Consider the following 25,665-nt stretch of genomic DNA (forward strand, 5'->3'; position numbering starts at 1 on the left):
TCCGCTCCATGGGGGGTCAAACGAAAACTTCGGGACCCTCATTCCGCCATGGAATACCCCGAATCCAGGTGCTTTTGTATGCGCATCTGCGTCGCTTCGGCCTCGGGCAGCAGCCAGTCCAGGAACCGGTCCCGGGCCGCGCCATGGCCGGCGCCCGTGGGCAGCACGGCGTGATAGGCATACCGCGTCCGCACGCATTCGCCCAGCGGGCGCACCAGGCGGCCGCTTTCCAGTTGGTCCAGCACCAGGAACAGCGGGCATATCGCCACGCCCAGCCCGGCCACCACGGCCGGAATCAACACCGAGAATCCTTCGAACAGCAGGCCGGTGCCCGCGCGAGGCGTCCAGGCGGGCGCGGCGCTCGCGCTCCATTCCCTCCAGTCATAGCCGCGCTGCGCGCGATGCAGTACCGGCAGGGACTGGACCTGCCGCAGCGTGGCACGCGTATCCCCCAGCAGATCGGGACTGGCCACCAGCGCCATTTCGCGCCCCAGCAGCCGGATCGCCCGGGCGTCGGACCATCGTCCGGCACCAACCCGCACCTCCAGGTCGAAGCGCTCGGTCACCGGCGAGAAATCCGGCAGGCGCGGGCGGACCGCCAGGCGCGTGCCGGGTGCCCGTTCGCGGAAGCCCGGCAGGCGGGGAATCAGCCAGTACGAGGCGAAAGCCGGAGACGCGGAGATCTCCACCGCGGCGGCGGGCGCCTTCTCGCCAGCCACTTCCTGCGCGATGGCCCTGCCCTCCTGCAGCATGGCCAGCGCATCGCTGGCGTGCGCCAGGTAGGCATGGCCGGCGGGCGTCAGCGCCAGCAGCTTGCCCGAACGCACGAACAGCCGGCAGCCCAGTTGTTCCTCCAGCGCCTGCACCTGCTTGCTGACGGCGCTCTGGGTCAGGCACAGCGTATCGGCCGCGCGGGTGAAGCTGTTGCAGCGGGCAACTTCGATGAAGGCGCGCAGCACCGGTACGGAAGGAATGTTCATGATGAAGGGCGCTGGCGGCGCTGCATAACATTTGCTTATCGATAGCGCCGAGAATTCGATTATGCCGTCGGACGCGCTACGACCCAGAATGGCTCCAGTCTAATCCAGAGCCATCCGGGAGCCTCCGATGCCGGACATCATCGGCGAATACGTCGACCGTCTCGTCACGGTCGAGATGCGCAACCGCGCAATGAACCACAACATCATCGGCCCGATCTACGAGCGGGCGCGCGCCGAAGGCGGCGGCCGGCCGATCAGCGCGCGTGCCGCCCAGGCCCTGTTCGACGGCGTGCGCCCCGGCGACCGCGTCCTGATCGTGACCGGCGCCGGCTACGCGCCCGAGGCGCCCAACGGCGAGAGCGACGGTCCGCCCGGCGCGGCGGCCCTGGCCCATGCCCTGTTCTGGGGCCTGCAGGCGGTGCCGGTATTCGTGACCGAGCCCTGCCACGCCCCGCCGGTCGTGGCCAGCAGCCAGGCCGCTGGCATCATGGTGCGCGACTATGCGCTGTGCCGCGACCGCCGGATGGGCGCGGCGCTGGCGACCTCGCCCGAGCGGCAGGACGACGTGCAGGCCTGGGCCGCCGGCCTGCTGGACGACTACCGGCCCCGGGCCATCGTGTCGATCGAACGCCTGGGGCCCAACGAGCATGGGCTGATCCACTACTCCACGGGCGTGCGGCCCCAATCGTGCGTCGACCTTTCCCCGCTCTTCACGCTGGCTGCCCAGCGCGGGATCCTGTCGATCGGCATCGGCGACAACGGCAACGAGATCGGCTTCGGCCGGATCTTCGACTTCATGAAATCCTTCCACCCCTACGGCCGGCGTTGCCAGTACGAGGGCGGGGTGGGCGTGCCGACCACGGTCGCAACCGACATCTTCCTGCCGGCATCGATCTCCAACTGGGGCGCCTACGGGCTGTGCGCCATGCTGGCCTTCCTGTGCCGCCGGCTCGACGTGCTGTACACGCCCGCCATCGAGCGCGACGTGCTGCGCGCCTGCCTGGACGCGGGCGGCTGGGAGATGCGCTATTGCACCTCGCGCTTCATCGTCGACGGCACCGAAGGCGAAAGCTCGATGGCGATCATCCAGCTTCTGCGCGACATGGTGCGCGTCAACATCGCCCCGCCCGACCGTGGCCTGTCCCACGGCACGCTCGACCGCTAGATTTACCTACTTCGGGAGAATCCGACATGTCTGTTTCGTTCAGGCGCATCGCCGCCTGCCTGTCCCTCACGCTGGGCGCGCTGGGCGCCGCCCAGGCCCAGGCACCCGCGGCCTCCGGCCGTCCGCTGCGCATCGTCGTGCCCTACGCCTCGGGCGGGCTGGCCGACATCACGGCACGGCTGTTGTCCGAACATCTGGCCGCGCGGCTGCACCAGCCCGTGGTGGTGGAGAACAAGCCGGGCGCCAACGGCGCGATCGGCACGGCGCAGGTCGCCAAGGCCGCGCCCGACGGCAATACGCTGGTGTATGTCGTCAGCTCGCACGTCTTCGGCCGCGCGCTCATTCCGGACCTGCCGTTCGACCCCATCAAGGACTTCGCGCCCGTCACGCTGGCGACGCGCACGGCGATGGTGCTGGTGGCCTCGCCCTCGCTGCCCGTCGGCAACGTGCCGGAACTGGTGGCCTACGTGCGCGCCCGGCCGAACCAGCTCGCCTTCGCCTCGGCGGGCAACGGCAGCAACGTCCACGTCTTCGGCCAGTGGTTCGCCGACCTGGCCGGGCTCAAGATGACTCACGTTCCCTATAAGGGCAGCGCGGCGGCGCACATGGATCTCATCGCTGGCCGCACGCAGATCGTGTTCGATACGCTGGGCGCCGTGCAGCCGCACGTGGCCGCGGGCAACCTCAAGATCCTGGCGGCGGGCGCCGAACGGCTCTCGCGGTATCCGGACATCCCCACGGTGGCCGAGGCCGGCTACCCCGGATTCCGCGCCGAATCCTGGGGCGCCGTGCTGGCGCCCGCCGGCACCCCGCCCGCCCGCATCGACCAGCTCAATCGCGAGATCGTCGCGGCGCTGAAGCTGCCTGAAGTACGCAAGCGCCTCGAGGACGCCGGTGCGCAGGTGGTCGGCAGCACGCCCGCCGAACTGGGCCAGACCCTGGTGGCCGAGGAGCAGAAATACGGCGAGCTGATCCGCCGCATGGGGATACGGCTCGAATGACCCGGGAACCAGAAAGGAGCATGTCCATGAAGGCCGTTTCCCTGTACGCGCCCTATGGCTGGAAGGCGAAGATCGGCCTGATCGTCCCGTCCACCAACACCATCAACGAGCCCGAGTTCTGGCGCATGGCGCCCGAGGGAGTGGGCGTGTTCACGGCCCGCGCCATGCTGCTGGGCAGCATGACCCAGGAGTCCTATGTGGCGATGGCCGAGGCGACCCGCTCGGCCGCCGACCAGTTGGCCACCGCCGAGGTCGACATCGTCGCCTACGGCTGCACCTCGGGCTCGTTCATGTGCCCCATGTCCGAGATCGTGGGCGACATCGGCAAGCGGGCGGGCGCGCCGGCGCTGGCGGCCTCGGGAGCCGTGGTCGCGGCGCTGCGGGCGCTGGGCGTGCGCAGCGTGGCCGTGGCCACGCCCTATGTGCAGCTGGTCAACCGGCGCGAGCGGGAATTCCTGGAGGAATACGGCTTTCGCGTGTCGTCGCTGCACGGCCTGGAGCTTGGGGAAACCCAGGAGGAACGCCGCGCCATCGGCCGGGTCCCACCCGAGGCCCTGTACCGGCTGGCGCGCCAGGCCGACCGCCCCGAGGCCGATGCCGTGTTCATTTCCTGCACCAACCTGGCGTCGCTGGGCGTGGTCGCGGCGCTGGAGCGGGACCTGGGCAAACCCGTCATCACCAGCAACCAGGCCTGCTTCTGGGCATGCCTGCGCCGCCTGGGCCTGAACGACGCGATCGGGGGCCACGGCAGGCTGCTCGAATCGTGCCTCGCGCCTATCGACGACGCCGCCTTCGAAGTATGATCGGCGGAGTCCGGGCCCCGACAACCGCATCGCCACCTTGGCACGTCCGCTGAACTTCCGCCAGCTCGAAGCATTCCGCGCCGTCATGCTGACCGGCAGCATGACGGGCGCCGGCCATGCGATGTCCATCTCCCAGCCGGCGGTCTCGCGGCTGATCCACGATCTCGAACACGAGCTCAAGCTGGTGCTGTTCCAGCGCCAGGGCGTGCAGATCATCGCGACCGAAGCGGCGGTGCGGCTGTACAGCGAAGTGGAGCGGCACTTCTCGGGCGCCGACCGGATCCGCGAGGCGGCGCGCGCGATCCGGCTGTCGACGGCAGGCTACCTGCACGTGGGGACGATGCCCAACCTCGCCTCGCACTGCCTGCCCGAAGCCATCGGCCTGCTGCTGCGGGACCATCCCGACGTCGTCGTTTCCGTCCATCCCGACAGCTCGATCAACCTCGTTTCCATGCTGCTACACGCGCAGCTGGACATCGTCTTCGGCACGATGCCGCCCGATCCGGACGGCCTGGAGCACGACCCCTTTCCCTCGACCCAGGCGGTCTGCGTCATGCCCGCCGCCCATCCGCTCGCGCGCAGGAAGCGGATCACGGTCAACGACCTGGACGGCCAGGACTTCGTCGCGCTGGGCCAGGCCAGCCGCCAGCGCATGCAGCTCAACAACGCGATGCTGGCGGCCGGCGTGCGGCCCAACATCCGCGTCGAGACCATGCACTCGTCTTCGGCCATCGGCTACGTCGGCCGCGGGCTGGGGATCGCGGTCATCGATCCCATCGCCATCATCGGCCACCGCTCGCCCCAGGTCGCCATCCGGCCCTTCACGCCGGCGATATCGCTGGACTTCTCGGCCGTCTACCGGCGCAACGTGCCCAGGCCGGATGCGGCCGCCGCGCTGACCCGGGCGCTCAGGCGGGTGGTCGACGACGAACTGCAGAAACTGGGCGCCCGGATCCCCAGGACGGGCAAGGATTAAAATACCGGCCACCCTCCCTAGATAGTCCAGTCCAGATCATGTCCGAAGGCTTCACCACCCGCATCCTGCACAGCGACCGCCGCGGCTCGGTCGAGCACGGAGCGCTGCACAAACCCATGCACACCGCCTCCGCCTTCGGCTACGGCGACGCGCAAACCCTGGTCGACGTATTCCAGGGCCGCAATCCGGGCTACTCCTACGGCCGCCAGGGCAACCCCACCACCGCCGCGCTCGAAGCCAAGATCACCGAGATGGAGGACGGCATCGGCACCGTCTCGTTCTCGACCGGCATGGCGGCCATCGCCGCGGTGCTGACCACCCTGCTGCGCGAAGGCGACCACGTGGTCTCCAGCGGCTTCCTGTTCGGCAATACCAACAGCCTGTTCGCCACGATGAAGGGCCTGGGCGTGGAGGTGGACTTCGTCGACGCCACCGACGCCGCCAACGTCGAGCGCGCGCTGCGCCCCGACACCCGCCTGGTGTTCGTCGAGACCATCGCCAACCCCCGCACGCAGGTCGCCGCGCTGGCCGAGATCGGCGCGCTGTGCAAGGCCCGCGGCGTGCTGTACGTGGTCGACAACACCATGACCTCGCCCTACCTGTTCCGTCCCAAGACGGTGCAGGCAGACCTGAGCATCAACTCGCTCACCAAGTACATCTGCGGCCACGGCAACGCGCTGGGCGGCGCGATCACCGACACCGGCCTGTTCGACTGGACCGCCTATCCCAACATCAGCCCGTCGTACCGCGGCACCAAGCCGGCCATGCAGGGCCTGCAGCAGATCAAGAAGAAGGGCCTGCGCGACATGGGCGCGACCCTGGGTTCCGAAGCCGCGCACCGCATCGCGGCCGGCGCCGAAACGCTGAGCCTGCGCATGGAGCGCGCCTGCGCGACCGCCGCCGCGCTGGCCGCGCAGCTGGCCGCCCATCCCAAGGTCAAGCGCGTCTACCACCCCAGCCTGCCCGACCATCCGCAGCACGAGCGCGCCCGCGCCCTGTTCAAGCGGGGCGGCGCCCTGCTCGCGTTCGAACTGCAGGATGGAATCGACCCCGTACACTTCCAGAACCAGCTGCGCGTGGTCATTTCCGCCACCCACCTGGGCGACAACCGCACGCTGGCCATCCCGGTGGCGCAGACCATCTATTGGGAAATGGGTCCCGAGCGGCGGCGCGAGATGGACATCGCCGACTCGCTGATACGCGTCTCGGTCGGCATCGAGGACCCCGAGGACCTGCTGGGCGACTTCGCCCAGGCCTGCGACGCCGTCTAGGGCCGCTAGGGCCGGTTCCCGTCCTCGTTCACGCCGCGTATCGCCGCGATCAGCGTCGCGGCCCGGTAGGGCTTGGTCACGTGGGCCTGGAAACCGCTATCCAGCGCGCGCTGGCGATCGTCCTCGCGCGCCAGGGCGGTCACCGCCACCGCACGCAGGGCCGTGCCGTCCAGGCCCATGCCTTTGCGCACCGTCTCGATCAACTGGTAGCCGTCCATGCCCGGCATGCCGACGTCGGCCACCAGCGCGGAATAGAAACCCGCGCCGCGCCCGGCCAGCTCCTCCAGCGCCGCGTAGGCCGAGGTCACGCCCGTGACCTCGGCGCCGTATTCACGCAGCAGGTGGGTCAGGTACTCGAGCATGTCGGGCTGGTCTTCCACTGCCAGGATGAGCTGGCCCGCCAGGCTGTCGGCATGCAGCAGGTCTCCTTTCTCTCCCTGGACGTCGCCGGTCTCGGAAGCGATCAGCGGCGAGCGGTACACCGGCAGGCTGACCGTGAAGCAGGCGCCGCGGTTCATGCCTTCGCTTTCCGCCCAGACCTCGCCGCCATGCATCTCGACCAGCTGCTTGACGATGGACAGGCCCAGTCCCAGGCCGCCGTAGCGCCGTGACGTCGAGCCGTCCGCCTGGCGGAAGCGGTCGAACAGATGGGGAAGGAAACCGGGTTCGATGCCCACGCCGCTGTCGGCCACCGCGATCTCGAAGCGCGTGTCGGTGCGGCGGGCCGCGATGCTGATCCGGCCGTTGGGCGGCGTGAACTTGATCGCGTTCGACAACAGATTCCACAAGATTTGTTGCAATCGCGCGGGGTCGGCCAGTACCAGGCAGACCTCGAAGCTGTGCTGGAACTCCAGCCGTATTCCCTTGCTTTGCATGGACGGCTCGCTGGACTGCACGACGCGCGCCACGTGCTCGAAACCATCCAGGGGTTCCAGGTCGAGCTTGACCTTGCCCAGGAAGATCGCGCTCATGTCCAGCATGTCGGAAATCAGCGTGGCCTGGGTGCGGGCGCTCTGCAGTATGGTCGAGAGTCCCTTGCGCAGTTGCTCGTTCTCGGGCGCACGCTTGAGCAGCAACTGGCTCCAGCCGATGATGACCGACAGCGGCGTACGCAGCTCGTGCGACAGCGTGGCCAGGAACTCATCCTTCATGCGGGTGGCGGCTTCGGCGTCGTGCCGGGCGGCGCGCTCGGCCGCCAGCAACTGTTCGCGCTGCGCTTCCATGAGGTAGCGTTCGGTGATGTCGCTGAACAGTACGGCAACGGTCGCCTCGTCCGGCTCGCCCAGGCGAAAGGCGTAGACGTCGAACCAGCGCCCCAGCGCTTCGGCGTGGTGCTCGAAGCGGGTCGGTTCTCCGGTCTGCGCGACGTCGCCGTAGATCTGGTACCAGTGTTCCTCGTGCTCGGGCGCCAGTTCGCGCATGCGCTTGCCCAGCGCGTGCCGCAGGCCGGTGTGGGCCTCGAAGGCGGGATTGATCTCAAGGAAACGATAGTCGGCCGGCTTGCCGTTCTCGTAGATCATCTGCAGGACGCAGAACCCCTGGTCGATGGATTCGAACAGCTGCCGGTAGCGGTCCTCGCTGCGCCGCAAGGCGTCGGCGGCCGCCTCTTCGTCCGGTCGCCGCCTGCCCTTGAACGTATAGGACGCGATGTCCCACGGATGCATGTTCGCCGCCCCCATCCGCCGGTTGTCCGTCGAAGAGGCAGTGTACCCGTGGCCCGGAGCGTCTCCCGGCAGGCATGTGTTTCAAGGCATGACCCCTGTGAGCCCGGGCGGGGGATGCTAGCATCCCGCCCATCGGGCTTCGCCCTGCCCTGCCTGAACCGTCTGCCGTGAACGCTCCCGCCGATACCTACCCCGTCACCCTCGACCCCCAGCAATGGACCTTCGCCGCCGGCAAGGACGAGAACCTGTTCCAGGCCGCGCGGCGCGCGGGCATACGGCTGCCCACCATCTGCCGCAACGGCACCTGCCGGACCTGTTTCTCGCGCATGGAAAGCGGCAGCGTCCGCTATCTGGTCGAGTGGCCGGGCCTGAGCGCGCAGGAAAAACAGGAAGGCTTCATCCTGCCCTGCGTGGCCGTGGCCACCGCGCCCATCGTCATGGTCAATCCGCACGCCGAGAAGACCGCCGACGCGGCGGGCTGACGCCCACGCCCGTGTCCATGAATAGCTCGGCCAGGGTCTGGCGCAGCCAGGCGTGGCCGGGATCCCGGTGCAAGCGCGCGTGCCAGTACTGGTTGACCGCGTAGCGCTCGATCGGGATGGGCGGCGGATGCACGCGCAGGCCTTCCTGCCGCGCCACGATCCCGCCCAGCAGGCTCGGCACGGTGGCGACGAAATCGGTCTGCGCGATGATCGCCGCCAGGCCCAGGTAGCTGGGCAGCCGCAACACCACCTGCCGTTCCAGTCCGGCGCGCCGGATGGCCTGCTCCACGATCAGCTGGCTGGTGGTCGAGGGCGAGACGTCGACGTGGCCCTCGCGGGCGAAATCGGCCCGCGTGAACGTGCGGCGTATGCGCGGATGGCGCGGCCCGGCCACGCACACGAAGTCCTGCTCGAACAGCCGCTGGCGATAGAAGCCGGCATCGAGCTGCGGCATGAAGCCGATGGACAGGTCGGCTTCGCCGCTTTCCATGCGGGCCGGCGTGTCGGGCCCGATGCGGAAGATCTCGATGCGCACCGCAGGCGCCGCGTCGCGCAGGCGATTCACGATGCGCGGCAGCAGAACGATGTGGCTGATGTCGGTCATGCACAGCCGGAAGACGCGGTCGGATGCCGCGGGCAGGAAGACAGGCGGCTCGAGCAGCGCCTGCACCGCGGCCAGCGCGGCGGCCACCCGGCCTTCGAGTTCCAGCGCCCGGGCGGTGGGCTCCATGCCCGAGGTGGTGCGCACGAACAGCGGGTCGTCGAACAGCCCGCGCAGCTTGGCCAGGAAGAAGCTCATCGTGGACTGGCTCATGCCCATGCGTTCGGCCGCGGCCGAGACGCTGCCGGTGCGGCGGATCTCGTCGAACACCCGCAGCAGCTTCGTATCGATATTCTCCAATTTCCTTGACGGCCCGTATCGAATATTTCGATTCAGCCTATCGATACCGCTCCATGGAGTCAAGCGCGTCCGCTCACTAACATGGCGCCAGATTTCACCCGAGGAGACATCATGACTACCGGAACCCAAGCAACCGCCATCGTGGTGGGCGGCGGCATCGGCGGCCTGGCGGCCGCGCTGGCCCTGGCCCGGGAAGGCGTGGCGGTCGAGCTGCTGGAGCAGAGCCCCACCATCGGCGAGATCGGCGCCGGGATCCAGCTCGGCCCCAACGCCTTCGCCGCGCTGGACGCGCTGGGCGTGGGCGAGGCCGCGCGGCGCCGCGCCGTCTTCACCGAACGCCTGATCATGATGGACGCGGTCGATGCCACCGAGGTCGGCGGCTTCGACGTGGGCGAGGCATTCCGCGCGCGCTTCGGCAATCCCTACGCCGTCATCCACCGCGCCGACATCCATCTGTCGATCCTGGAAGCGGTACAGACCCATCCGCTGATCCGCTTCAAGACATCCACCCGCGTGCAGGCGCTGGAGCTGGGCGACGGCAAGGCCACGGTGGTGGACGACCAGGGCGGCCGCCACACGGCCGACGCGGTGGTGGGCGCCGACGGCGTGAAGTCGGTGATACGCGATACGCTGATCGGCGACGAGGCCAGGGTGACCGGCCACGTGGTCTACCGCGCCGTGGTGGACGAGGCCGACATGCCCGACGACCTCAAGATCAACGCCCCGGTGGTGTGGGCGGGTCCCAACTGCCATCTCGTGCACTATCCGCTGCGCAACGGGCACCAGTACAACCTGGTGGTCACCTTCCACAGCCGTGAACCCGAGGTCTGGGGCGTACGCGAAGGCAGCAAGGAGGAAGTCCTGTCCTACTTCGAGGGCATCCATCCCCGTCCGCACCAGATGCTGCACCGGCCCACGTCGTGGAAGCGCTGGGCCACCGCCGACCGCGACCCCCAGCCACGCTGGGGCCAGGGCCGCGCCACCGTGCTGGGCGACGCCGCCCACCCGATGACCCAGTACCTGGCGCAGGGCGCCTGCATGGCGCTGGAGGATGCCGCCACGCTGGGCGCGGCGGTGCGCCATGCCCGCGGCGACCTGGAAGCGGCGTTCCGCCTGTACGAGAACTCCCGCATCACCCGCACCGCGCGCGTGGTGCTGTCCACCCGCGCCATGGGCACGCTCTACCACGCCAAGGGCGTCGAGCGCCTGGTGCGCAACTCGCTGTGGGTGGGCCGCACCCAGGATCAGTACTACGACGCGATGCAGTGGCTGTACGGCTGGCGCGTGGAGACCTGCCTGAAACCCTTGGTGTAACCGACCGGCCGCCGATACATCAAATAATACTAATTCGCGTTATCATTCCTGGAATTTCAACATTCCGGGAATCGCGGCCTCTCCACAGGCGCGACCTTAGCCTCATGTTGCGCAAATTCGGAGTCCTGCTGCACCGCTGGTTGGGCCTGGGCGTCGCCGCCTTCCTGTTCATCGCCGGGCTGACCGGCGCCTTCATCTCGTGGGACCACGAGCTCGACGCCTGGCTGAACCCGCAGCTGTTCGAGCCCGCCACCCAGGGCGAGCCGCTGCCGGTCGAGACCCTGATCGCCAGGCTGGAAGCCGAGGATCCGCGCCTGATGGTCACCTTCAGCCCGCTGGAGGTCGAGCCCGGCCACGCCCTGCTGGTCTCCGTCACCGGCCGCATCGACCCGGCCACCGGCAAGGCCTTCCCGCTGGACTTCAACCAGGTCGCGCTGGATCCGGTCACCGGCGACGTCCAGGGCCGGCGCGAATGGGGTGCGATCTCGCTCAGCCGCGAGAACCTGCTGCCTTTCCTGTACAAGCTGCACTACACCATGCACCTGCCCGACGTGAAGGGCGTGGAACTGGGTATGTGGTTCATGGGGCTGGTCAGCATCGCCTGGTTCCTGGACTGCTTCGTCGCGCTCTACCTGTCCTTCCCCTCGTGGCGCGCCTGGCGCAAATCGTTCGCGTTCCGCGTCGGCAAGGGCGGCTACGCGCTCAATTTCGACGTGCATCGCTCCGGCGGCGTCTGGCTGTGGGCGCTGCTGCTCCTGCTGGCGGTGACCTCGATCTCGCTCAACCTGGGCAACGAGGTCGTGCGTCCGGTGGTCAACCAGATCTCGCCGCTGACGCCCACGCCGTTCGAGACCCGCCCCCTGCGCCCGCTGGACCAGCCCATCATGCCGACGCTGACCCGGACGCGGATCGTCGAGCTGGGCAGGGCCGAGGCCGGCCGCCTGGGCATCGCCGAACCGGCCGGCGCCGTGTTCTACGGCGCGCTGCAAGGCATCTATGGCGTAGGTTTCTATGAACCCGGCAACGACCACGGCGACGGCGGGCTCGGCAACAGCTGGCTCTACTTCGACGAGAAGAACGGAGCGCTGCTGGGCAAGCACATCCCGGGCACCGGCAGCGCCGGGGACGTGTTCATGCAGGCCCAGTTCCCGCTGCATTCCGGCCGCATTCTGGGCATTCCCGGACGCATCTTCGTGTCGCTGCTGGGACTGTCGGTGGCCATCCTGAGCGTGACGGGCGTCGTGATCTGGGCGAAGAAACGCAAGGGCCGGATGGCCTCGGCCAGGGCGGCGCAGGCCCGCATGCGGCCCGCCGCGGCTACGAACTTGCCTGGCCTGTCTTGACGGCCACGGGGTAGGGTCGCCGGCGGCGAAGCCCGCCACCGATGGCGGGAAAGGCGATGGACAGGACGGCCGCATCCAGGGTGACGTCCACGCCTATCACCAGCGTCGCGTCCAGCACATCCAGCAGCCGCAGCATGCGCGCCCGTTCCTTGGCGAACGAGGCGCGGACCCGCGTCGGCCCCCAGGGCTGGAGCTCGTCCAGCGAGACCGGCACGGAGGTGTGGCCGCTGGCGCCGTTGCCATGGCCGACCCGCAACTGCACGCGATCCAGGTCCAGCCGCGCGCCGACCACGATGCGCCGGTTGATGCCGGGACGGCTGGCGATGCAGGCGATGGCGGAGTCGATCAGCGCGCAGACATGGTCGGCGGAGCCGGCCACCAGCAGCGGATGGTCGGGTACATCGGCCTCCACGTACCGGACGTTGCCGTCCGGCGAGAGGTCGTAGTCCTCCACGGCTGACTGGATCAGGCGCCCCAGGTCGCACAGCGGCCCCGCCGCGCGGCGCTCGGACAGCTCGCCGGTAAGTTCGGTCATGGAAGTGCTCGCAGAGACAAGCCTGGGGCGAGTCTACGGAAGAGCGATCCATCCCACTGCAAACAATGTGCAACACACTGGCCGGCGCAGCCACGCCGGCCAAGGTTTTTACCGCTAGTAGGCGCTAGCCTTCGAAAGCAGATCCAGCGATTCCGCGTCCAGTGCCAGCGTGGCGGCAGCCTGCAGCGAATCGAGCTGGGCGGCCGAGGTGGCGCTGGCGATGGGCGCCGTGACCGCGGGCTGGTGCAGCAGCCAGGCCAGCGCCACGGCCGCCGGGGTCGAGCCATGCCGCTGGGCCACCTGGTCCAGGGCCTCCAGGATGCGCAGGCCGCGCTCGTTCAGGTACGTGCCCACCCGGCTGCCGCGCGCCTTGCCTTCGAGGTCGGCGGCGGTGCGATACTTGCCGCTCAGGAAACCGCTGGCCAGCGCGTAATAGTTGATGACGGCCACCTGATTGCGCAGCGCCACCGGCGCCAGTTCCGTCTCGAACGCCTGGCGCTCGATCAGGTTGTACTCGGGCTGCAGCGTGGCATAGGCGGCAAAACCGTTGGCACGGCTCACGTCCAGGGCCTCCTGGAAGCGGGCGGCGGTGTAGTTGGACGCGCCGATCGCGCGGACCTTGCCGGCCTTCACCAGCCGGTCGAAGGCCGCCAGGCTTTCCTCCAGCGGCGTCGCCGCATCGTCGTCATGGGCCTGGTACAGATCGATGTAGTCGGTCCGCAGGCGGCGCAGCGAACCTTCCACCGCCTTTTCTATGTACGCGGCCGACAGCCCGCCCGGATTGCCCAGCGCGGGCTTGCCCACCTTGGTGGCCAGGATCACGCGATCGCGCTTGCCGCTGCGCTTGAACCAGTTGCCGATGATGGTTTCCGATTCGCCGCCCTGGTTGCCGGGTACCCAGCGCGAATAGGCGTCGGCGGTATCGATGAAGTTCATGCCCCGGTCGGCCAGCGCATCCAGGATGCCGAACGACGCGGCCTCGTCCAGGGTCCAGCCGAATACGTTGCCGCCGAAGGTAATGGGGAATACCTGCAGGCCGGTGGTGCCGAGCGGTCGATAGGTCATGGCTGCCTCGTGCGGAAGGGAAACGGAATCGAAAATAGTAGGAGATTCCGGCCTCCCGTCCAAATAGCCGCCACGCATGAGCTAGTTCACGCGCCGCCCGCCTGCGTGGTGCGTTCCTTGATCAGTTGATGCCGCCTTTCCATTTCCTGCCGCAGCTCGCGCCGCAGCAGCGCCGCCTCGCAGCGCTGGCGCTCTTCCTCGTCCTGCGGTTCCAGCGGGGGCACCGGTACCGGCACGCCGTCGTCGCCCACCGCGACCATCGTGAAATAGCAGCTGTTGGCGTGGCGCACGGTCTTGCTGCGGATATCTTCCGTCACCACCTTGATGCCGATCTCCATGGACGTGCGCCCGGTGTAGTTGACCGCCGCGTAGAAGGTGACCAGTTCGCCCACGTGGATGGGCTGGCGGAACACGACCTGATCGACCGACAGCGTGACCACGTAGCGCCCGGCGTAGCGGCTGGCGCAGGCATAGGCGACCTGGTCGAGATACTTGAGGATGGTGCCGCCATGGACGTTGCCCGAGAAGTTCGCCATGTCCGGCGTCATCAGGATCGTCATGGAAAGCTTGTGCTGGGAATCGTTCATGGCGAACCTTCTGCGCGAATATGAAGCAGCGCCATTGTAGCCAGCGCGGACGCGGCCCGCGCGGCGGCGTTAACATGGACCCCCGCCATCATCCGCCTCCGGGAGACGCCATCATGCCCAGCCCCACTCTCGCCCTCCTGCATCCCGGCGCCATGGGCGCGGCCATCGGCGCCTGCCTGGTCTCCACCGGCCACCGCGTGCTCTGGTGTTCCGCCGGGCGCAGCGCCGCCACGGCCGCGCGGGCGCGCCAGGCCGGTCTGGAAGACGCGGGCTCCCTGGCCGACGCCCTGCGCGCCGCCGACATCGCCATCTCGGTCTGCCCGCCGGACAACGCGCTCGACCTGGCGCGCGAGGTCGCGCGGCACCGGTACGGCGGCGTCTTCGTCGACGCCAACGCGGTCTCGCCGGCCACCCTCCGGCAGATCGAGGAAGCCGTGCGCGCCGGCGGCGCGCGCTTCGTGGACGGCGGCATCATCGGCCAGCCGCCGCGCGCGGCCGGCAGCACCCGTCTCTACCTGGCCGGCGACGGCGCTTCGGACATCGCTGCGCTGTTCGAAGGCAGCGCGCTCGAAGCCATCGCGCTGGACTCCCCCGCCGGCAGCGCCTCGGCGCTGAAGATCTGCTATGCCGCCTGGAGCAAGGGCGCCACCGCGCTGCTGGCCGGCATACGCGCGCTGGCCCGCCACGAAGGCGTCGAGCCGGCCCTGCTGGCCGAATGGCAGCGGTCCAGCCCGCAGACCCCGGCACGGTCGGAAGAGGTCGCGCAGAAGGCCGAGAAGGCCTGGCGCTGGGTGGGCGAGATGGAGGAAATCGCGTCCACTTTCCATGCCGCCGGGCTGCCCTCGGGCTTTCACCTCGCGGCCGCGGACATCTTCCGGCGGCTGGACGTCTACAAGGATGCGCCCCGGCCGCCCGCCATGGACGAGGCGCTGGACCGGCTGCGGCGCTGACCCGCCGGCTTCAGACCAGGCCGAAGGACTTGGCGCGCAGCGCCGCCTCGGCGCGCGAGGCAATGTTGAGCTTCTCGTAGATGTGCTTGACGTGGTCGCCCACGGTGTGGCGCGAGATGCCCAGCGCGGTGGCGATCTCGCCCAGCCGCAGGCCACGCGCCAGCAGCACCAGCACTTCGTTCTCCCGGGCCGACAGCGGGCTGATGACCGTGGACGGCCTCAAGCGGAAATGATCCAGCAGCCGGCGCGCGATGGCGGGCGACAGCGGCGGCTGGCCCTGGGCGATGCCGGTCAGCATGGCCGCGAGCTGGGCCGGCGGATGTTCCTTCAGCACATAGCCCTGCGCGCCGGCCTGCAAGGCGGCGAACAGCTTGCTGTCCTCGCCCGTGATGCTGGATACCACCACGGTGCAGCGCGGATGCCGCAGCGTCAGGGTGGCGATGAGTTCCGTGCCATCGCCGTCGGGCAGTCCCAGGTCCACCAGGGCCAGGTCCGGCACCCGCTCGGCGATGGCCGCGCCCGCCTGCGCCAGGTCCTGGCCGCAGCGCACGCGCGCTTCCGGAAAGGCCAGCGCCACGGCCTCGCTCAGCATGGCCGCCGCTTCCGGCAGGTCTTCGACGATCAGGATGTCGTTCATGCCCGCACCTCCGCCGGCGCCGCCGGCTCCACGGACGCCACGGCTGGATTCCCGGGCCCCAGCGGCAGGCAGATCCTCAGGATACAGCCGTCCTCGCCGCGTTCGAGCCCGACCACCCCCTGGTACTCGGCCAGGCGCCGCCGCATGCCGGCCAGGCCCAGGCCGATGCTGGCCGGCCCCGCAACGGGCGCGCTGCGGCCGGCGCCGCGCATGCCGTCATCCACCATGACGATGTCCAGCCGGCCGTTGCCCGCTCGCACCTCCACCTCGATACGGGTGGGACCGCCATGCTTGAGCGCGTTGGACAGGCCCTCGCGCAGGGCGCGTTCCAGGGTGGCCTTCATCCGGGCCGGCAGGGCCGACTGCATGTCGGGCAGCGGCATGGCCGGCACGAACTCGTTCCAGACGAAATCCACGCCCGCCGCGTCGCAGCGGGTGGCCATCTCGGCGCGCCAATCGGCCAGTGCATCGGCCAGGGGCTGGCTGTGGCCCTCCAGGGCCGACAGCGTGGTGCGCAGGTCGCTCATCGCCGCGCGCGCGACATCGGCCGCCACGCCGTCGCCCGCGCGCGACGCCTGGTGGATCAGCATCAGCAGCCGCGCGCCGATGTCGTCGTGCATGTCCTGCGCGATGCGATGGCGTTCTTCGCGCACGCCCCGCTCGTAGGAATCGCGCCCCTCGCCCGCCTTCTGCACCAGGCTGGACAGCGATGCCGCCAGCTCGACGTCGTGCGGCGCGAACAGCCTGCGGCCGCGATCGGCCAGGCGCAGCACCCGCGCCTCCAGGCCGCCGCAGGACGGCACCCACAGCGCCTGCCCCGACTCCAGCAGGGTGGCCGAACGGGGGTCCTCGGCCTCGGCATGCGCAAGGCGGCGAATGTCCAGCGGATCGAACAACTGCCCGAGCAGCGCGTCCCACCGGCGCTCCTGTTCCCCGCGCGAGGGCGAGAAGGCAATGCGGATCAGCTCGGGGAAAGTGGAGTCGACCCGCGCGCCCCGGGCGCCGGTCAGCCGGCGCCACAGCCACTGTCGGAACGGGAAGTACAGCCAGCCGCACAGCAGCAGCGACACGCCCATCGAGAACGCCGGGTTCCAGCGCAGCCAGACGATCAGCGCCGCGTCCATCAGCACCACCGCCAGCGCCCCGGCCAGCCACAGCAGGATCCGGTAGGCCCAGCGGTCCAGGTCGAACAGCCGGTACCGGCGCAGGCCGAACGCGAGCCCGACGTAGATGATCAGGAAGTAGCCGAAGGCGTAGCCCTGGGAGATGGGCGGAAAGAAGCCCAGCACCTTGGACCCCGTCGTCGAGAAGACGAACAGGCCGCTGCCCACCAGCATGGACAGGGCCAGCCAGCGCAGCGCGGCCCGATCCAGCGGACGGCCCCGACTCATTCTCCATTGCACGCCGGCCAGCGCGATCGCGCCCAGCATCTCGGACATGATGCCCATGCGGGTCCAGTTCTGGCTGGGCAGCCACTGCATCGTGTCGGCCAGCCACCAGACCCCGTACACCACGGGCAGCGCCCACAGCGCCCCCACCGGCACCAGCCGCCTCGGATAACACAGGAACACCGCCAGCAGCGCGCACCCGAACATGAAGGCGCCGGCATGGTTGGCGGCGGACAGCGCGTGGAACAGTTCCCCGCCCAGCGCCAGTTCGCGGCTGCTATAGACCGCCGCGGGCACCGCGAAGGCGGGGAAGGCCAGGCCGGTCAGCGCGAACATGCCCGCGCCCAGGTCCGTCGGCCGCAAGGCCCAGACCCAGCATGCAATCAGGCACCCGGCGAAGCTGACGATGAGCTGGAACCAGAACGTCGCCGGCAGCGATCCCAGCGGCCGGGTCGCGGGCGTCCAGACCTCGGCCGCGCGCGAACCATCGACCCGTGTCCACTCGGCCCGCACGGGCCCGTCCAGCAGCGCGCGGAATTTTTCCTGGCGGTCGAAGAACCTGTTCATGCGCGCGTATTCGTCGAAGAAGTCGGGCTCTTCGATCAGGTCGTCGGGCTCCACGTCCAGGCCGGCGCGCTCTCCGGGCCGCGAAAGCGCCAGGCGAGACGCGCCGTCCTCCAGGCCATGGGCGGGGCCGCCGGACAGCCCGCGCGCGCGCACGCTGCCGGCTTCGTCGACAGTGAATGCGATGCCCAGCCAGGGCGTCTGCAACGCCCCCCAGGTGGCCGCCGCGGCGGCGGCCGCGCACAGCGCCAGCACCGCCAGCAGGATGCGGGCAGGCACGGCCAGGAACGAATTGATGGGCATGTCGGGATTCCAGCGGCAATCGGGACGCGAACGGGGGCGGCACGCTGATGATGAAGAAAGACCCCGGCCAGTACAAGCCATTCGTCGCCTGCTGGCAACCCCGTGTTCGCGGGATTGCCCGCCCTGCTCCACATGGGAAAAATCGCCGGACACCACCCGACCGGCCGCGAACGCGGCAGGTCTCATCCACGCCACGAGGGTATTCCATGATGAAGCTACCGTTCTTCCCGCCACGCATTGCGCGCCTTGCCGCGTGCGCCTGTCTCGCACTTGCCCTGGGCGCCTGCGGCGGCGACGGCGGCTCTTCGGGCGGCGCGAGTGCGCCGGCACCGAAGACGGACACGCTGTCGGGCACGGCGGCCACCGGCGCCGCCGTGGCCAACGCCACCGTCACCGTCGTGAACGCGGCGGGCGCCACCGCCACCGGCAAGAGCGGCGCCGATGGCCGCTACAGCATCACCATCGAATCGGCGCCGCCCTACCTGCTCAAGGTCTCGACCGGATCGGGATCGGTGCTGTACTCGTTCGCGGCGTCCGCGGGCACGGCCAACATCACGCCGCTGACCACGCTGGCGCTGCATGATGCCGGCGGCAGGAAACCGCTGGCCGCGCTGTTCGAGGGCTGGAAGACCACTCGCCTCGCAGGCGACGCGATCACAGCCGCTGCCAAGCGTGTGAACGCCAACTTCGCCGCGCTCTACACCGCCAAGGGCGTGGATCCCAAGACCTTCGATTTCTTCAGCCGCGGCTTCGCCGCCGACGGCAAGGGCTTCGATGCGGTGCTGGACGGCGTATCGATTTCGCTCAGTTGCTCCACCACGTCCTGCTCGGAAACGATCAAGGTCGGCGAAAGCGTCACCACCTATGATTTCTCGATCAGCGTGGCCGGCATCTCGTTCAGCGGCGGCGGCACGAGCAGCACCATCCCGGCCGGCTCGAAGTGGGAACTGACCGTGCGGGGCTCGGCCAACGGCGTGCCTTTCGAGCAGACCATCGGCAACATCGAATTCGGCGCCGTGCCGGCCTCGGCCGACGGTGCCCAACAGGTGGTGCAGCAGTACGGCGGCGTCTCGGGCGGCGTGTCCGGCCCCGGGGTCAGCCTGACCTACAGCTACAGCGACCTGTCGACCAGCTACGAGGGCTGCGGAGGCTGCGGCGTCGGCAGCACCATCGTGCTCAAGAGCAAGGGCTCGGTGTCGGTCTCGGGCACCGCAAACGGCATCACGATCCCGCCCACCACGACCCGGTTCGACTACACCTATACCTACAGGCGCACCAGTTGATCCCGGTCCCGGCGGGAGCCGGGCAGGCCCAGCCCCAGGTGATCCCTGAAGGTCGGGCCTTCGTAGTCCAGGCGGAACAGGCCGCGCCGCTGCAGCACCGGCACGACCAGTTCCGCGAATGCCTCGACGGCCCCTGGCACGTAGGCGGGAAAGATGTTGAAGCCGTCCGCCGCCCGCTGGTCGAACCAGGCCTGGATGAAATCGGCGACCTCCTCGGGGTTGCCCACCACGATGGCGCCCATGGCCCCCGCCGTATCGATCAGGTCGCGATAGGAAATACGCGCCGCACCCGTCAGCGACCGGCGGGTGCGGCGGGCGGTCTCGTCGATCAGCCTGCGCCCCGCCTCGGACGCCTGCCCGTACAGCGCGGATTCCACCACGGCGCCGGGGTCGTTGCCGCGCACGTCCACGCCCAGGGTCTCGGACAGCGCGCTCAGGTTGCGCCGGCGGCCGCGCCCCAGCCCGCCCTTGCGGACCTCGCCCGCCGCCTCTTCCGGGTCCAGCGGCAAGAAGGCGTTCAACCTGTCGTAGATCGCCACGGCTTCTTCGGTGGTGGGCGCGACGATGGGCGTGAGGCCCGGCAGGATGGCGATTTCGTCTTCGCCGCGTCCGTAGCGGGCGGCGCGCTGCTTGATGTCGGCGTAGTAGGCCTGGGCCGACGGAATGTCGGGCTGGCCGGCGAAGATGACGTCGGCCTCGCGCGCGCCCAGTTCGCGCGACCGGTCCGAGGTGCCCGCGTGCAGGATGACCGCATGGCGCTGCGGCAGCCGCGGCACGTCCAGCGGGCCGGCGATGCGGAAGTGCCGTCCGTCGTGATCCAGCGGGACGCCCGCCGGCGCCTCGACCGACGGTGCGCCGTCCCACAATGCCTTCACCACGTCGACGAACTCGTCGGCCCAGTCATAGCGCTTGCCCGTTTCCCAATGCTCGGTGCGGCTGAAGTTGGCGGCGGCGATGTCGTCGGCGCCGGTCACGATGTTCCAGGACGCCCGGCCCGCGCTGACGTGATCCAGCGAGCCCATCAGGCGCGCCACGGAATAGGGATCGTAGTAGGTGGGATTGGCGGTGACGACGATGCCGATGCGCGACGTGGCGGCGGCCAGGCTGGCGGCCGTCGTGAACGGCTCGAGCCGCGACATCTGCGCGGGGTTGGTGCGTTGTAGCCGCGGATCCGTGGCAAGCCGGTCGCCCAGGAACAGGAAGTCGAACCGGGCCCGTTCGGCCACTTGCGTCACGTGCTGCAGGAACTCGATGTCGAACGCCGCGTCCTCCCTGGCGTCCGGCAGGCGCCATCCGGCGGCGTGGGTGCCGGTGGCCCAGAACATCAGGCCCAGGTGCAGGCGGCGGGTTGCTTGGCTCATGGCGGTCATCCGTTGACGGGTTGCGCAAGGGAAGCGTGGCGATTGGCGGGACGAGCCAGGCCCAGCCGCCCGCGCAGCGTCGGCGCGAAGCCTGCGGCCGCCGGCCCGATCGGGCCGCGCCGGGACAGCGCCGGCACCACCTGTTCCGCGAAGCGCGGCCACTGGCCGGCTTCGGGCGCGGGCAGCACCGCAAAGCCGTCCGCCAGGCCCCGCGCCACCCAGGCCTGCAAGGTGGCGGCGATCTCGTCCGGCGTGCCGATCGCCGCGACGGCGTCGGGACGGGCGGCCACGCGGGCGCGCAGCCGCCGCGCCTCGTCGGGCGTATCGGCCACCCAGGGCACGATGGGCGCGAGCACCCGCGGCGGGTTCGCTGCGCGCCCCTCGCGCACGGCCAGCGCGCGCAGCGCCTGGCCCGCCTCGCGCACACCGCCCTCGTCACCGGCCGCCACCACCACGACATCGGCCTCGGCAGCTGCCCACGGCCGCGACGCAGGCGAGCGTTCGACATGGACCAGCGGCAACTGGCCCTGCGGCGGCCGCGCGACGTTCAGCGGCCCCTGGACCTGGAAATGCTCGCCCCGGTGCGCGATGGCGTGGACCTTGTCGCCGTCCACGAAACGGCCGCTGGCCTTGTCGCGCAGGAAGGCGTCGTCCTCCCAGCTGTCCCACAGCGCGCGCACCACTTGCAGGAACTCCCGGGCATGCCGATCGGGGTCCGCCGGCGCGGCGCGATCGCGCACGCCGAAATTGATCGCCGCCGCGCGCGCCGGATCGTGCACCAGGTTGAGCGCGGCGCGTCCATGGGTGATGTGGTCCAGCGAAGCGGTCAGGCGGGCCAGGTTGAACGGTTCGTAGTAGGCGGCGTCGGCCGTCACGGCCAGGCCCAGGTGGCGGGTGCGCGTCGCGACGAAGGAAGCCGCGGTGAACGGATCGATGCGCACGCGCGGCGCGGCGCCTTCCACCCGGGGCTCGTCGTCGAGCACCAGCAGATCGAAGCCTGCGCGCTCGACTTCCCGCGCGAGGCTGGTCAGCAGAGAGCCGGCGAATGCCGTCTCGGCCGAGGGCTCGGCGCCCCGATGCAGATAGGCCAGCAGCAGGCCGCCGGCACGCGAAAAGGATGCGGATGTGGAGGACATGGGGAAACCGAAGGTGAAGGGTCAGCGCGCCGCGGCCAGCGCGCGCAGGGGGGCGCGGGCCGGCGAGGCGCCCGCGTCCATCGCATGCAGGGCGTCGTAGATCGACGCCTCCAGCTTCAGCAGCGACAGATCGCCGCGCCGGCGCGGCCGCGGGACGGCCACGCGGAAGGTGTCGTGGATGCGGCCGGGGCGAGGCGACAACAGCACGATGCGGTCGGCCAGGAACACGGCCTCGCCCACGTCGTGCGTGACGAACACCACCGTACGCCGGTGCGCCTGCCAGATGCGCACCAGGTCTTCCTGCAGCCTGATGCGCGTGATGTGGTCCACCGCGCCGAAGGGTTCGTCCATCAGCAGCACGCTGGGTTCGTTGGCCAGCGCGCGGGCGATGCCGGCCCGCTGGCGCATGCCGCCCGACAACTGGTGCGGATATTTGTCGCCGAAACCGGCCAGGCCCACCAATTGCAGATAGGCATCGGCGGTGCGGCGCCGCAGCGCCTTGTCGCGCCCGCGGATCTCCAGGCCCAGTTGGACGTTGCGCGCCACCGTGCGCCACGGCATCAGCGAGGCGTCCTGGAATACCACGCCCACCGAAGGAAACGGCCCGGCGATAGGCCGGCCGTCGAACAGGGCCTGCCCGGTGGTGGGCCGCTGCAAGCCGGCCAGGATCTCCAGGAGGGTGCTCTTGCCGCAGCCGCTGGGACCCAGCAGTACGACGAACTCCCCCTCGTCTATCTCGAGGTCGATATCGGCCAGGGCATGCACGGGCCGGGTGCCGCCATAGACCAGGTTCAGCTTGCGGATCGAGAAGATGGACACGGGGCGACTCCTTGCGATCAACCTTTCAGGGCCGCCGATTTATCGGGATACTGGAACGGCTTGACGTATTCCCGGGGCACGAAGCGCAGGTCGATGTACTTCTTCGCGTCGTACGGCGCCTTCTGATTCTGCTGCTCGATCTCGATGCGCTGCGTGTCCTGGATGGCGACCGGATCGACGTCGGGGTTGTTGTCCCAGACGTCGTCCTCCTGTAGCAGCGCCAGTTCGACGGCGCGCGGATTGAGCTTGAGCCGCGCCTGCAGCCACGGCAGGTACTCCGGGTAGTTCGCCTTGGCGTAGGTGTAGGACTTGAAATAGGCTCGCAGTCCGCGGCGCAGCAGGTCGGGATCGTTCGCGATCAGCCGGTCGCCCGCGATCAGCACGCCGGTGTGGTAGGTGGGCAGGTAGTCCCAGCCCCGGGCCAGCGTGCGGCTGGTCTTCTCCAGCTCGCCCAGCGCGGCGAAGGGCTGGTGGATGATGGTCGCATCGACCTGTCCGGAGATCAGCGTGCCGTAGGCCTGCTGGGTCGAGCCGTTGCCGAACAGCGTCACGTCGCGGCGCGGATCGAGCCCGTTGCGGACCAGTATCGTGCGCAACACCGTATCCAGGTTCGAGCCCGCGTGGGCGTTGCCCACGGTCTTGCCCTTCAGGCCGGCAATGTCCTGGATGCCCGGACGCGCGATCAGGAAGTACGGCCCCTTGCTGCGAAAGCCCGACGACACGATCTTGATCGGCGCGCCCAGCGCGGCGGCGCGCAGGTAGACGCTGGTCGGCCCGAACGCGAACGACAGTTCGCCGGTGGCGACGCCGGTCACGGCATCCTGCACGTCCACGAACTCCACGTCCAGGCCCGCTTCGCGGAAGAAGCCCTTCTCGACGCCGAAGGCGATGGGCTGCTGGGTGTAGCTGTTGGTGGCGACGAGCTTGAGCTTCTTCGTCGCTGTGCCCTGCGCGGACGACAGGCCGGGAACGGAGGCGGAGAAGGCCGCCAGGGCGGCAAGGCGCGACAGCGTGTCGCGTCGGTTCTTGTTCATGATGGAATCCACAGGAAAGCGAAACAGGGAAATGGCGGCGCGGCGATCACGCATGCTTCCACCGGAGCAGCACCCGCTTCTCCAGTTGCTCGACCGCGAAGATGATGAGCAGCGCGAACACGGTGATGGTGGCGACCAGCGCGAAAACGGCGGCGGTGTCGTAGACGCCGGTGGCCCGGTTCAGCAGGTTGCCGATGCCGGCCTTGGACGCCACGATCTCGGCCAACAGCGCGGCCACCACGCACATCACCGCCTCGACGCGCACCGCCGCCATGATCGAGGGAATGGCCGACGGCAGTACCACCTTGAAGATGCGCTGCGCGGGCGTCGCGCCCAGCACCCGGGCGACCTTCAGATGGTTCTCCTGCACCTGGCGGATGCCCGCGATCGTGTTGAACACGAAGATGAAATAGCCGAACAGGAAAACGATGAAGACCTTGTGCGCATAGCCTATGCCCAGGTACAGCGTAAGCAGCGGAATGATCGCGACCTTGGGGACGGCCATCAGCGCAACCAGGAACGGATTCAGGAAACGGTGGACCGCCGGCAGCAGGCCCATCACCACCCCGGTCGAGACACCGGCCACGAACGCGATGGCCACGCCCAGCAGCGCCTCGGACAAGGTCACCAGCAGGTGGCGCAACAGGCCATCCTGCGTCACCAGGCGGGGAAAGGCCTCCAGGACCTGCGTGGGCGATGCCAGGTAGATGGGCTTGACCGCGCCGCTGTCCACCAGGAACTGGATGGATAGCAGGATGGCCGCCAGCAGCAGGACCTGTCCGGCGACGATCAGCAGCGCGGCGGGCACGCGTTTGCGCGGCCGGGGTTCGCGGTCCGCGAGGGGAAGCGCGGGTACGGCATGGAGATGCGATGGAATGCTGGACATGACGGCACGGCGGAGGGACATCGGAGGACCACTCTATGCCGCCGCCGGCCGCCGCCGAAGGAATTTGTCCGCATATGCAATGCCGTAAATCGCATTTCCCGCGCGCCGCGCCGGTTGCTAGATTGCCCGCTTCGGCACGCTTCGCCTTCGGAACCATTCATGCGCTACATCGACCTGGGCACAACCGGCCTGCGCGTCTCGCGGCTGGCATTCGGCGCCTCCAGCTACGGCTCGCGGGACTGGATGCCCTGGGCCTTGTCGGAAGACGACGCCCAGCCCCATTACCGCGCGGCGTTCGAGCACGGCTTCAACCTGTTCGACACCGCCGAGTCCTATTCCAGCGGCCTGAGCGAAGAGATCCTGGGCCGCGCCATCAAGCGCTACGGCACGGGCCGCGACAGGGTCGTCATCGCCACCAAGGTCGGCCTGGCCAGGGGCGAAGGCGTCAGCCACGGCCTGTCGCGCAAGCGCATCCGCCATGCCATCGACGACAGCCTGCGGCGCCTGGGCACCGACTACATCGACCTCTACCAGATCCACCGGCTCGATCCCCACACGCCGCTGGAGGAAGTGATGCTGGCGCTGGACGACGTGGTGCGCGCCGGCAAGGCGCTGTACATCGGCGCCAGCAGCATGCACGCGTGGCAATTCGCGACCTTGCAGCAACTGGCCGGACGCGACGGGCTGACGCGGTTCTCGACCATGCAGAACAAGTACAACCTGCTGTACCGGGAAGAAGAGCGCGAGACCCTGCCGCTGTGCCTGCACCAGAACGTGGCGGTGCTGCCCTACAGCCCCCTGGCGCGCGGCCTGCTGGCCGGCAGCCGCCGGCAGGACACCGAACGTTCGCGTGTGGTTCGCGACTTCGCACGGCCCGAGGACGAGCAGGTGGTGGACCGCGTCATCCAGGTCGCCGCCGAACGCGGCGCCAAGCCGGCGCAGATCGCGCTGGCCTGGCTGCTGCACAACCCCGCGGTGACCGCGCCCATCGTCGGCGCCACGCGCGCCGGCCACCTGGACGATGCCGTGGCGGCGCTGGACATCGCGCTCAGCGCCGAGGAGCTGGAACGGCTGGAAGCGCCTTACGTGCCGCAGCAGGTGCAACTGGACCGGAACGTGGCGCCCGCGCCCGGCCAGACTGCCTCGCCCGATCTGCTGCCGCTGTTCCGCCGCTAGCCTATCCGGCGGCGGTGCGCGGCACGCCGCTTGCTGCGGGA

The 25,665-nt window shown here is 69.4% G+C and carries 24 protein-coding genes; 11 read left to right on the forward strand and 13 right to left on the reverse strand.

Annotated features, from left to right (window positions below; translation table 11 throughout):
* Positions 1 to 38: 38 nt before the first annotated feature.
* Complete coding sequence (locus EV675_RS02870; protein WP_130355908.1) at positions 39 to 980, reverse strand: LysR substrate-binding domain-containing protein; 942 nt, start codon at positions 978 to 980, stop codon at positions 39 to 41.
* 127 nt (positions 981 to 1,107) lie between these two features.
* On the opposite strand from EV675_RS02870, the gene EV675_RS02875 reads away from it, so the two are divergent.
* Genes EV675_RS02875 through EV675_RS02895 form a run of 5 tightly spaced genes read left to right on the forward strand, consistent with a single transcriptional unit; the run spans position 1,108 to position 6,196 of the window.
* Entirely contained in the window at positions 1,108 to 2,145 is a 1,038-nt protein-coding gene (locus EV675_RS02875; protein WP_130355909.1) for a glutamate cyclase domain-containing protein, read from the forward strand.
* A 26-nt stretch (positions 2,146 to 2,171) separates the two neighbouring features.
* Positions 2,172 to 3,146 (forward strand): Bug family tripartite tricarboxylate transporter substrate binding protein, encoded by a 975-nt coding sequence (locus EV675_RS02880; protein ID WP_130355910.1) that lies wholly within the window; start codon positions 2,172 to 2,174, stop codon positions 3,144 to 3,146.
* A gap of 26 nt (positions 3,147 to 3,172) precedes the next feature.
* A complete protein-coding gene (locus EV675_RS02885) occupies positions 3,173 to 3,949 on the forward strand; it encodes a maleate cis-trans isomerase family protein (protein ID WP_242621319.1) in 777 nt (258 codons plus the stop codon).
* A 37-nt stretch (positions 3,950 to 3,986) separates the two neighbouring features.
* Complete coding sequence (locus tag EV675_RS02890) at positions 3,987 to 4,925, forward strand: LysR family transcriptional regulator (protein ID WP_130355912.1); 939 nt, start codon at positions 3,987 to 3,989, stop codon at positions 4,923 to 4,925.
* A 38-nt stretch (positions 4,926 to 4,963) separates the two neighbouring features.
* Positions 4,964 to 6,196 (forward strand): cystathionine gamma-synthase family protein, encoded by a 1,233-nt coding sequence (locus EV675_RS02895; RefSeq protein ID WP_130355913.1) that lies wholly within the window; start codon positions 4,964 to 4,966, stop codon positions 6,194 to 6,196.
* Between the two features lie 5 nt (positions 6,197 to 6,201).
* On the opposite strand, the gene EV675_RS02900 is transcribed toward EV675_RS02895, so the two are convergent.
* Positions 6,202 to 7,860: a hybrid sensor histidine kinase/response regulator gene (locus EV675_RS02900; RefSeq protein WP_130355914.1), complete on the reverse strand. Its 1,659-nt coding sequence runs from the start codon at positions 7,858 to 7,860 to the stop codon at positions 6,202 to 6,204.
* Positions 7,861 to 8,027: 167 nt separating this feature from the next.
* Here EV675_RS02900 and EV675_RS02905 point away from each other — a divergent pair, with 167 nt between their 5' ends.
* A complete protein-coding gene (locus EV675_RS02905; protein ID WP_130355915.1) occupies positions 8,028 to 8,342 on the forward strand; it encodes a 2Fe-2S iron-sulfur cluster-binding protein in 315 nt (104 codons plus the stop codon).
* Here the strand turns inward: EV675_RS02905 and EV675_RS02910 are convergent.
* Complete coding sequence (locus tag EV675_RS02910; protein WP_165404400.1) at positions 8,302 to 9,243, reverse strand: LysR family transcriptional regulator; 942 nt, start codon at positions 9,241 to 9,243, stop codon at positions 8,302 to 8,304. The two genes, EV675_RS02905 and EV675_RS02910, sit on opposite strands and share 41 nt — an antisense overlap.
* Positions 9,244 to 9,354: 111 nt before the next feature.
* Between EV675_RS02910 and EV675_RS02915 the strand changes: the two genes are divergently transcribed.
* On the forward strand, positions 9,355 to 10,557 hold the full coding sequence (locus tag EV675_RS02915; RefSeq protein WP_130355917.1) for a 3-hydroxybenzoate 6-monooxygenase: 1,203 nt from the start codon (positions 9,355 to 9,357) through the stop codon (positions 10,555 to 10,557).
* A gap of 107 nt (positions 10,558 to 10,664) precedes the next feature.
* Positions 10,665 to 11,900: a PepSY-associated TM helix domain-containing protein gene (locus EV675_RS02920; RefSeq protein WP_130357884.1), complete on the forward strand. Its 1,236-nt coding sequence runs from the start codon at positions 10,665 to 10,667 to the stop codon at positions 11,898 to 11,900.
* On the opposite strand, the gene EV675_RS02925 is transcribed toward EV675_RS02920, so the two are convergent.
* From EV675_RS02925 to EV675_RS02935, 3 genes are all read right to left on the reverse strand, one after another.
* Positions 11,875 to 12,435 (reverse strand): hypothetical protein, encoded by a 561-nt coding sequence (locus tag EV675_RS02925; RefSeq protein ID WP_130355918.1) that lies wholly within the window; start codon positions 12,433 to 12,435, stop codon positions 11,875 to 11,877. The two genes, EV675_RS02920 and EV675_RS02925, sit on opposite strands and share 26 nt — an antisense overlap.
* A 114-nt stretch (positions 12,436 to 12,549) precedes the next feature.
* Positions 12,550 to 13,500 (reverse strand): aldo/keto reductase, encoded by a 951-nt coding sequence (locus EV675_RS02930; protein WP_130355919.1) that lies wholly within the window; start codon positions 13,498 to 13,500, stop codon positions 12,550 to 12,552.
* An 86-nt stretch (positions 13,501 to 13,586) separates the two neighbouring features.
* On the reverse strand, positions 13,587 to 14,087 hold the full coding sequence (locus EV675_RS02935; protein WP_087838073.1) for an acyl-CoA thioesterase: 501 nt from the start codon (positions 14,085 to 14,087) through the stop codon (positions 13,587 to 13,589).
* Between the two features lie 113 nt (positions 14,088 to 14,200).
* Here EV675_RS02935 and EV675_RS02940 point away from each other — a divergent pair, with 113 nt between their 5' ends.
* Positions 14,201 to 15,037, forward strand: coding sequence for an NAD(P)-dependent oxidoreductase (locus EV675_RS02940; protein WP_132979519.1), 837 nt, complete (start codon positions 14,201 to 14,203; stop codon positions 15,035 to 15,037).
* A gap of 10 nt (positions 15,038 to 15,047) precedes the next feature.
* Here the strand turns inward: EV675_RS02940 and EV675_RS02945 are convergent, their stop codons facing one another.
* Positions 15,048 to 15,674, reverse strand: a complete 627-nt coding sequence (locus tag EV675_RS02945) for a response regulator (protein ID WP_087838075.1) — start codon at positions 15,672 to 15,674, stop codon at positions 15,048 to 15,050.
* On the reverse strand, positions 15,671 to 17,929 hold the full coding sequence (locus EV675_RS02950; RefSeq protein WP_130355921.1) for a sensor histidine kinase: 2,259 nt from the start codon (positions 17,927 to 17,929) through the stop codon (positions 15,671 to 15,673). Before EV675_RS02950 ends, EV675_RS02945 begins: the two co-directional genes overlap by 4 nt.
* A gap of 206 nt (positions 17,930 to 18,135) precedes the next feature.
* Between EV675_RS02950 and EV675_RS02955 the strand changes: the two genes are divergently transcribed.
* Positions 18,136 to 19,212 (forward strand): hypothetical protein, encoded by a 1,077-nt coding sequence (locus EV675_RS02955; RefSeq protein ID WP_130355922.1) that lies wholly within the window; start codon positions 18,136 to 18,138, stop codon positions 19,210 to 19,212.
* On the opposite strand, the gene EV675_RS02960 is transcribed toward EV675_RS02955, so the two are convergent.
* The 5 genes from EV675_RS02960 to EV675_RS02980 are packed head-to-tail and all read right to left on the reverse strand — an operon-like array spanning position 19,194 to position 24,448.
* Positions 19,194 to 20,573, reverse strand: a complete 1,380-nt coding sequence (locus EV675_RS02960; RefSeq protein WP_130355923.1) for an NtaA/DmoA family FMN-dependent monooxygenase — start codon at positions 20,571 to 20,573, stop codon at positions 19,194 to 19,196. The two genes, EV675_RS02955 and EV675_RS02960, sit on opposite strands and share 19 nt — an antisense overlap.
* 5 nt (positions 20,574 to 20,578) lie before the next feature.
* On the reverse strand, positions 20,579 to 21,709 hold the full coding sequence (locus EV675_RS02965; protein WP_130355924.1) for an LLM class flavin-dependent oxidoreductase: 1,131 nt from the start codon (positions 21,707 to 21,709) through the stop codon (positions 20,579 to 20,581).
* A 21-nt stretch (positions 21,710 to 21,730) separates the two neighbouring features.
* Positions 21,731 to 22,528, reverse strand: a complete 798-nt coding sequence (locus EV675_RS02970) for an ABC transporter ATP-binding protein (protein ID WP_130355925.1) — start codon at positions 22,526 to 22,528, stop codon at positions 21,731 to 21,733.
* Between the two features lie 17 nt (positions 22,529 to 22,545).
* Positions 22,546 to 23,562, reverse strand: coding sequence for an ABC transporter substrate-binding protein (locus EV675_RS02975; protein WP_165404401.1), 1,017 nt, complete (start codon positions 23,560 to 23,562; stop codon positions 22,546 to 22,548).
* Positions 23,563 to 23,608: 46 nt separating this feature from the next.
* Positions 23,609 to 24,448, reverse strand: a complete 840-nt coding sequence (locus tag EV675_RS02980; RefSeq protein WP_207221907.1) for an ABC transporter permease — start codon at positions 24,446 to 24,448, stop codon at positions 23,609 to 23,611.
* A 159-nt stretch (positions 24,449 to 24,607) separates the two neighbouring features.
* On the opposite strand from EV675_RS02980, the gene EV675_RS02985 reads away from it, so the two are divergent.
* Positions 24,608 to 25,624 (forward strand): aldo/keto reductase, encoded by a 1,017-nt coding sequence (locus tag EV675_RS02985; RefSeq protein ID WP_130355928.1) that lies wholly within the window; start codon positions 24,608 to 24,610, stop codon positions 25,622 to 25,624.
* Positions 25,625 to 25,665: the final 41 nt, after the last annotated feature.

Origin of the sequence: Pigmentiphaga kullae (assembly GCF_004216695.1) — a bacterium.
Taxonomy (GTDB): Bacteria; Pseudomonadota; Gammaproteobacteria; order Burkholderiales; family Burkholderiaceae_B; genus Pigmentiphaga; species Pigmentiphaga kullae.